This is a genomic window from Streptomyces sp. NPDC091376, assembly GCF_044757085.1.
Taxonomy (GTDB): domain Bacteria; phylum Actinomycetota; class Actinomycetes; order Streptomycetales; family Streptomycetaceae; genus Streptomyces; species Streptomyces pratisoli.
This window is the reverse complement of the sequence record NZ_JBIVUF010000046.1, coordinates 1-7,639: the sequence shown is the minus strand read 5'-3', so window position 1 is coordinate 7,639 and position 7,639 is coordinate 1. Positions and strand designations below refer to the sequence as shown.

The 7,639-nt window shown below is 72.8% G+C and carries 2 protein-coding genes; both read left to right on the top strand.

Annotation, left to right across the window (positions count from 1 at the left end):
* Positions 1–1,428: acyltransferase domain-containing protein (locus tag ACIQMR_RS37855; protein WP_401397605.1), on the top strand; the 1,428-nt coding region annotated here is incomplete at its 5' end.
* On the top strand, positions 1,425–7,639 hold a 6,215-nt coding region (locus ACIQMR_RS37850), incomplete at its 3' end, for an SDR family NAD(P)-dependent oxidoreductase (RefSeq protein ID WP_401397602.1). The genes ACIQMR_RS37855 and ACIQMR_RS37850, both read left to right, overlap by 4 nt.

Sequence of the window (7,639 nt, the reverse complement as noted above, 5' to 3'; positions counted from 1 at the left end):
GTGATCGTGGAGGAAGCCCCCGTCGCGCCACTGCGGGAGTCGTTGGTGCAGGACTCGCATGTGGTGCGGGTGAGCGCGGCGGACGAGACCGCGCTGCGGGCGCTGGCGGGTTCGTATGCGGATGCTCTGGGTGGCATGTCCGGGGACGAGCTGGGGGATTTCGCGTTCACGGCGAACACCGGTCGTGCCGGGCATCGTTACGGCGTGGCGGTTCAGGGTGCTGACGCTCGCGAACTGGTCGCCGGCCTGAACGATGTCGTGACAGGTCGCCGCGCGGTGTCCCGCAAGGGTGGCAAGGCTCAGCCTTCGGCGTTCATGTTCACGGGTCAGGGTTCGCAGTACCTGGGTATGGGCCGTGGTTTGTATGCGGTGGAGCCGGTGTTCCGGGCGGCGTTGGATGAGTGTGCTGAGCTGTTGGCGGGGCATGTGGATGTGCCGTTGCTGGAGTTGTTGTTCGGTGGTGTGCCGGGTCGGCTGGATCGGACGCGGTATGCGCAGCCTGCCATTGTGAGTGTTCAGGTGGGTCTGGTGCGCTGGCTGGAGTCGGTGGGGGTTCGTCCGGATGTTGTGGTGGGTCACAGTCTGGGTGAGCTGACGGCGGCGTGGGTGGCCGGTGTGGTGGATGTGGCGGATCTGCTGCGGTTGACGGCGGTGCGTGGGCGGTTGATGGAGTCGCAGCCTGGTGAGGGTGCGATGGCGGTGGTTCACGCGGATGCCGAGGCGGTCCTTGCTGCTCTCCCTGCTTTTCCGGGGGTGGAGGTTGCGGCGTTCAATGCGCCTCGTGTGGTGACGGTTACGGGCTTGGCGGATGTGGTGTCTCGGTTCTGCCGGGAGTCCGGTCTGCGGACTCAGGTGTTGACGGTGAGTCATGCGTTTCATTCGGTGGCGATGGAGGGTGCGGTCGCGCCGTTCGTGGAGGCCGTTGCTGCCACGGCGCTCTCGGCTCCGGTGATTCCGTTCGCGTCGACGGTGTCCGGTGGCTGGCATTCGGCCCTGTCGGCTACGGATGCGGGTTACTGGGGGCGGGCGATTCGTGAGCCGGTTCGCTTCAGTCAGGCCGTGGCCGCGCTGGGTGAGGTCGGTCCGGCGGTGGTGTGGGAGATCGGTTCGCAGCCTCAGTTGACGTCGTTGGCGCGGGCGTCGTGGGGCGGGACGGAGCCGGTGTGGATCAGTACGTTGCGGCGTGACCGTGTTGATCAGGTTCTGCTGCACAGTGCGGTGGCCGAGCACTACAACCACACGCGTACTGATCTGGACTGGGCCGGTCTGCATCAGGGCAAGGGCCGGCGCACCACCACCATCCCCACCTACCCCTTCAACCGACAGGAGCTGGCCGCGCCGCCTGCTCGCCGCAGCAGGACCGAGCCGAGCGCCCTCAGCCACCCGCTGTTCGACCGTCACTACGAGCACGTGAGCGAGGGACAGTGACGCACCCGGCCGAGACCTACGAGAAGACGTTCACGGGCCAGGAGCCCTTCATCGCCCAGCACCGCTCCGCGGGCACCGGGCTGCTGCCCGCCGCGGTGCAGCTGGAGATGGCGATGGTGGGGGTCGCCCGGCGTCGCCCCTTCACCCCGCTGGAGCTCACCGATGTCACGTTCCTGCGCCCCCTCACCATCGCCGACGACGCAGCGGCTCCCGTCCGCCTCGACGTGTCCTTCGGCGCGCAGACCCGCTTCGAGCTGAGCACGATGGTGGCCGGCGACCGCAAGCCGCTGTCCACCGGAACCGGCCGGCTGCTCCCCGACGTCGTCCAGGCCCCGTCCGCCGGCACCGGCCCGCAGATGGCGGGCACGCGGACGATCACCTCGGAGCGGCTGTACGAAAGCTGGTCGCGTGAGGGCCTGCAGTACGGGCCCGACTTCCGTACCGTCAGGGAACTCGCCGTCGGGGACGGCGGCGTGGCCCGCGCCACGCTGCGGTCCGACGCCGAGCCCATGCCCTGGTACGCCCATCCACTGCTGGTGGACGGCGTGTTCCAGGTCGTCAGCTGCGCGCTCCAGGACCTGACGGGTGAGGCCGGCCCGTATCCCATGCTCCCGATCGGCGTCGCTCGGGTCGCGGTCCTCGCCGATCTCTCGGGTCTGTCGGGCGGTGCGACCGTCCTGGTGCGCCGGACCGGCGTCGACGGCGCCTACGCGACCGCGGACGCCCTGCTGCTGGGGCCCTCGGACGAGGTGGTCGCGGAGTTCGAGGGGCTCCGGATGCGTCGTACGGCCGCCGTGTCGCGACCGGCCGTCGCGCCGGCCGCGCCGCGGGCGGCCATGCTGCCCATCACCCGGATCGACTGGCGGCCCGCGTCGGCGACCGACGAGCTGCACGCCCCGGCGACCGGAACCTGGGTGGTGCTGCACAACGGCGGTACGGGCAGCCCGGGTGAGCGCGTCGCCCGGCAACTGCGCGCCGAGGGAGCCCGCGTGATGGAGGTCGGCGCCGGACCGTCCGGGGCACAGGTTCACGACCGTGATCGGCGGATGCTTGCGCAGCCGGACGAGGATGCCTTCAGGCGGCTCTGGGAGGAGATCGGGGATCCGGTCGCGGGTGTGGTGCACCTGTGGAACGCCGTCGACGCGCCCGACGGCGCACCGGGGGAGGAGGCGGAGCTCAGCCTCGGCCTGTACGGCTGCCTGGCCGCCCTGCGGACCCTCGGCGAGCGGCAGCGCAAGTCCCGCTTCTTCGTGGTGACCAGGGACGGGCAGCCGGTCGCGAACGGCGACCGGCCGGTGCCCGCGCGCGCCGCCCTGTGGGGCTTCGTCCGCACCGCCGCCATCGAGTACCCGGGCCTGCACCCGCGCATCCTCGACATCGACCAGTTCTCCGACGACGCGCTCCGCGCAGTCCTGGTGGAGCTCGGTGCCGCCGACGGCCCCACCGAGGTCGGCTACCGCCAGGGCGTGCGCCACGTACCCGTCCGGGTGCGCGACCGGTCGGCGTACGCCGCGCCCGACGGCGGGAAGGGGCCCATCAGGAAGGGCGGCCGCTACCTCGTCCTCGGCGGGCACGGCGGGCTGGGCCTGGAGGTCGCCGACCGGTTCGCACGGGAGGGCGCCGGCGTCGTCGCGCTGGTCAGCCGTTCCGGCGCGGCCGCTGGTGACGACGACCGGACGGCCGCGATCGGCGCGCGAGGGTGCGAGGTCGTGTCCTACAGCGCGGACGTGACCACCCCCGGTGCCCTGGCGGCCGTGGTGGCACGCTTCCGCGCCGCGTTCGGCGAGTTGCACGGCGTGGTCCATGCGGCCGGCACGCTCAAGGACGGGCTGATCCGCAGCGCCACCGCCGAGGACATCGCGGCGGTGATGCGCCCGAAGGCCGACGGCGTTCGAGAGCTGGCCGCCGCGGTGGCCGGTCAGGACCTGGACTTCGCCGTGCTGTTCGCGTCGGTCTCGGGCACGTTCGGCAACCTGGGGCAGGGCGGATACGCCGCGGCCAACGCCTACCTCGACGCCTTCGCGCAGGCGCACGGCTCGCCGTGGCTGAGCGTCGCCTGGGGCCTGTGGGGCGAGGTGGGCATGGGCACGGCCGTCGCGGAACAGCTGCGGCGGCGCGGAGTCCGGCCGTTGGACACCGCGGAGGGCCTGGACGCCCTGGTCGCGGTACTGGGGGCGGAAGAGGACCCCCGCCAGGTCGTCGTCGCCCACCCGGACGCCGGCGACGTGGTCGTCGAGCTCGAAGACGCGGGCGCCGAGCCCGGCGCACCGTCCGGCGTACGCGCTGAGACACGTGACGGCGCACAGGTTGCCGCCGACTCGACCGGGGAGGGCGACGGGGAGCGCGTCGGGGACGCGCTGGAGCGGTTCCTGGCGGAGCGGCTGGGCGTCACGTCCTTCGACCGCGACACTCCGCTGTCGGACTACGGCATGAGCTCGATCATGAGCGTCGAGCTGTCGGAGGAACTGTCCCGCAGGTGGGGTGTCCATCTTCCGGCGACGCTCTTCCTGGAGTACGGCGAGTTCGCCGAGCTCGTCGAGGCCCTGACCGGCCGTTACGGCGCGGCCGTCGCGCTTGCGGCGCCGGAGACCGCCGGGCCCGTGACCAGCGCGACCGTCGAGGCGGCTGTGACGGCCGTGACTGCCCAGTCGGCCGTGACCGCCGAGACGGCCGAGACCGTCGAGACGGCTGTGACGGCCGAGACCGTCGAGACGGCTGTGACGGCCGACTCCTCGAACCGCCCGCGCTCGCGGCGGCACACTGTCGCCGGCCGCGCCGCGGACGTCGCGATCGTCGCCGTGTCCGGTGATCTCCCGGGCGCGGTCGGTGGGGTGGCGGAGCTGTGGCCGCTGCTCCGCTCCGGCGGACACGCCTTCACCGAGGTGCCGGCCGAACGCTGGGACATCGACGCCCACTTCGAGCAGCGCGGTCCCCGTATGACGGGCACCTACTGCCGCACCGGTGCCTTCGTCACCGGTATCGACCGCTTCGACCCGGCCTTCTTCGGCATCTCCGTACGCGAGGCCGAGGAGATGGACGTACAGCAGAAGCTGCTGCTGGAGCACGCCTGGACGGTGCGGGACGACAGCGGGCTCGCCGGCCGCCGCGACATCGGTGTGTTCGTCGGCGCCACCTACACCCATCACCGCGACACGCAGGGGCTGGAGAGCGTCGGACCGCACACCGCGCTCGGCTCCATGAACGCGGTACTGGCCAACCGGATCTCGTACGCGCTGGACCTGACCGGCCCTTCGCAGACCGTCGACACCCTGTGCTCGTCGTCCCTCGTCGCCATCCAGCAGGCGGTCGCCGCGGTGCGCGCGGGCCACTGCGGCGCCGCGATCGTGGCGGCCTGCCAGGTCGGTCTGACTCCGTGGTACTACCGCAGCCTGAGCCAGCTCGGTGCCCTGTCCGAGACCCGGCCGCGACCCTTCGACGAGCGGGCCGACGGATTCCTGCCCGGCGAGGGCGCGTTGGCCGTGATGCTGAAGCCGCTCGCGGACGCCGAACGGGACGGCGACCGGATCTGGGGCGTCATCCGCGGTACCGCCGTCAACCACGGGGGCCGCGGCAGCGCCCTGCCGGTGCCCCGCAGCGAGGCCCAGGCCGCTGTCGTCCGGGCGGCACTCGACGATGCCGGCGTGGCACCGGCGGACGTCTCCCTGATCGAGACGCACGGAACGGCGACCCGGCTCGGCGACCCCATCGAGATCGCCGCGCTGACCGAGGTGTTCGGCGGCGACCCGGACCGCGGCGAGCCGTGTCACATCGGAACCGTGAAGGGCAACATCGGGCACCTGGAACCCGCGGCAGGACTCGCCGGCCTGCTGAAGGTCCTGCTGTGCCTGCGGCACCGCGAGATCCCGCCCGTCGCCGGTTTCGAGACCCCCAGCAGCCATCTGGACCTGTCCGCCGGACCGTTCGTGATCCCCGTCGAGCCACAGCCGTGGACCTCGGACGGGCCGCGCCGGGCGGGCGTCAGCTCCTTCGGCATGGGAGGGACCAACGCGCACATCGTCGTCGAGGAGTACGTCCAGGAGTCCCGGCACGCGGCGTCGGGCGAGGACACCCGTACGGCCGCCGCCGTGGCGGACGAGCACCTGCTGGTGCTGTCCGCACACACCCCGGACGCCCTCGCCCGTCGCATGGCGGACGTCCGGTCACTGCTGCGGCAGGGGAACGCGGCAAGCCCGAGCGCCCTGTGCCGCTCCAGTGCCGTCGGTCGCGACCACCAGGCGTACCGGGTCGCGGTCCTGGGAGCCACGGCCGACGAGCTGCGTGCCGGGCTGGCCGAGGCGCTGCGCCTGGCGGACCGGGCACCTGGCACTGTCCTACGCGGCGCAACGGTGCTGCACAGCGTGTCGACGGGGCTGAGCGGCCCGGCTTTCCGCTACGTCGGCGGCGGCACCGTCGACTGGGCCGTGGTGTACCCCGGACCGCCGGGGCGCCGCCCCGTCCTCCCGCCCTATCCGTTCGGCTCGCGATCCGAGGCCGCCGTGACGGCAGCCCGGACCGTACCGGCAGCCCGGGCAACACCGGCAGCCCAGCCCGCGCCGGACGCGCAGGACACGGCCGAGGTCGTACGGCGACTCTCGCGCGCCCACCGTGTGCTGGGCGAGGAGACCGTCCCCGGAGCGCTGCCGGTGGCCCTCGGGCTGCTGACGAGCGGTGCCCTGCGGCAGATCACCTTCACCGGACGCGGGACCGGGGACCATCCCCTCACGAGCGATCTGGACGACCCCACGCGTACCGGGCCGGTCACCTTCCGGCACGCCGGCCGGGTCATCGCCCGGCTCACCACCGCCGAAGCCCCGGCCGCGCCGCCCGCTGCCGTGGACCTCGACACCCTGCGGGCCCGCCTCGACCGCACACTGGAACCGGCCGGCCTCTACGCCTGGTTCGTGGCGAAGGGCATGGAGCTCACCGCGCCACTGCGGTCCATCACCGAAGTTCACTACGGGCCCGACCGGGTGCTCGCGCGGATCGACGTCCCGCTCGGCAGCCCCCTGGAGGCCGAGGCGGTGACACTCGACGCCGCCCTCCAGGCCATGGCCGTACTCACGTTGGCGGATCCCGCCGCACCGTCGGCCACCTACCTGCCGGTCTCCATCGGCCGGGCGGTGCGCTGGGCGGACGCGGCGCAGGCGGCGTTCGTCCTGCTCGAAGGCGCCGAGCCCGACAGCGACGGCACGCGACGCGGCGACGCGTCCGTGCTCGCCGCCGACGGCCGGGTGCTGGCCCGGCTCGACGACGTCGAGTACCGGACCGTGGCAGGCAACGGCGCCTCACCGTCTGCTCCCACCCGCCGCGCGCCGCAGGCCGCGGCGGCGGAGGCGGCGATCGTCGCGGTGGTCCGGGACGTCCTCCACGACCCCGGTGTCACGGCGACCACATCCCTGTCCGCCGTGGGTCTCGACTCCATGCTGGCGACCGCCATAGCCGCCGACGTCGAGGCGGCGTACGGGGTGACACTGAGCCCGACGGACGTCCTGGACGCCGCGGACTGCCGCGCTCTCGCCGCGCATGTCGCCGAACTGGCGGGCGACGGCGTGTTCGCCCCGTCCGCGGCCGACGAGCGGCCGGCAGCCGACGAGCGGACGGCACTCGACGAGCGGCCCGCGGGCCAACCGGCCGCGAGCCATGGGGACAGGCCCGCGCCGACCGCGGTCCGCGACACGGCCCCCGACGACACCACGGACGAACAGGACGTCGCCGTCATCGGGCTGGCCCTGGCGCTCCCCGGCGCCCCGGACCCGGAACGGCTCTGGTCGCTGCTCACCGACGCGGGCGAGGAGATCCGTCCGGCTCCGGCCCACCGCTGGGGCCGGTACGCCGACGGGAACGAGCCCGACGTGGGCGGATTCCTCGACAACGTGGAGGAGTTCGACGCCCGGTTCTTCGACTTCTTCCCCAAGCAGGCCGAGGTGCTCGACCCCCAGGCCCGCTGGCTGCTCCGCACGACCTGGGAGGCACTGGAGTCGGCCGGCCTCCCACCGCGCGAACTGTCCCCGTCCACCGGTGTGTTCGTGGGCGCCAGCTACCAGCACTACAAGGACTACAACATCGCTCCGGAGCTGGACGCACCCAGCGGCCTGGGCAATCACAACGCCTTCCTGGCCAATCGGGTGAGCTTCTTCCTGGATCTGCACGGGCCGAGCATGACGATCGACACGTTGTGTTCGTCGTCGCTGGTCGCGTTGCACACGGCGGT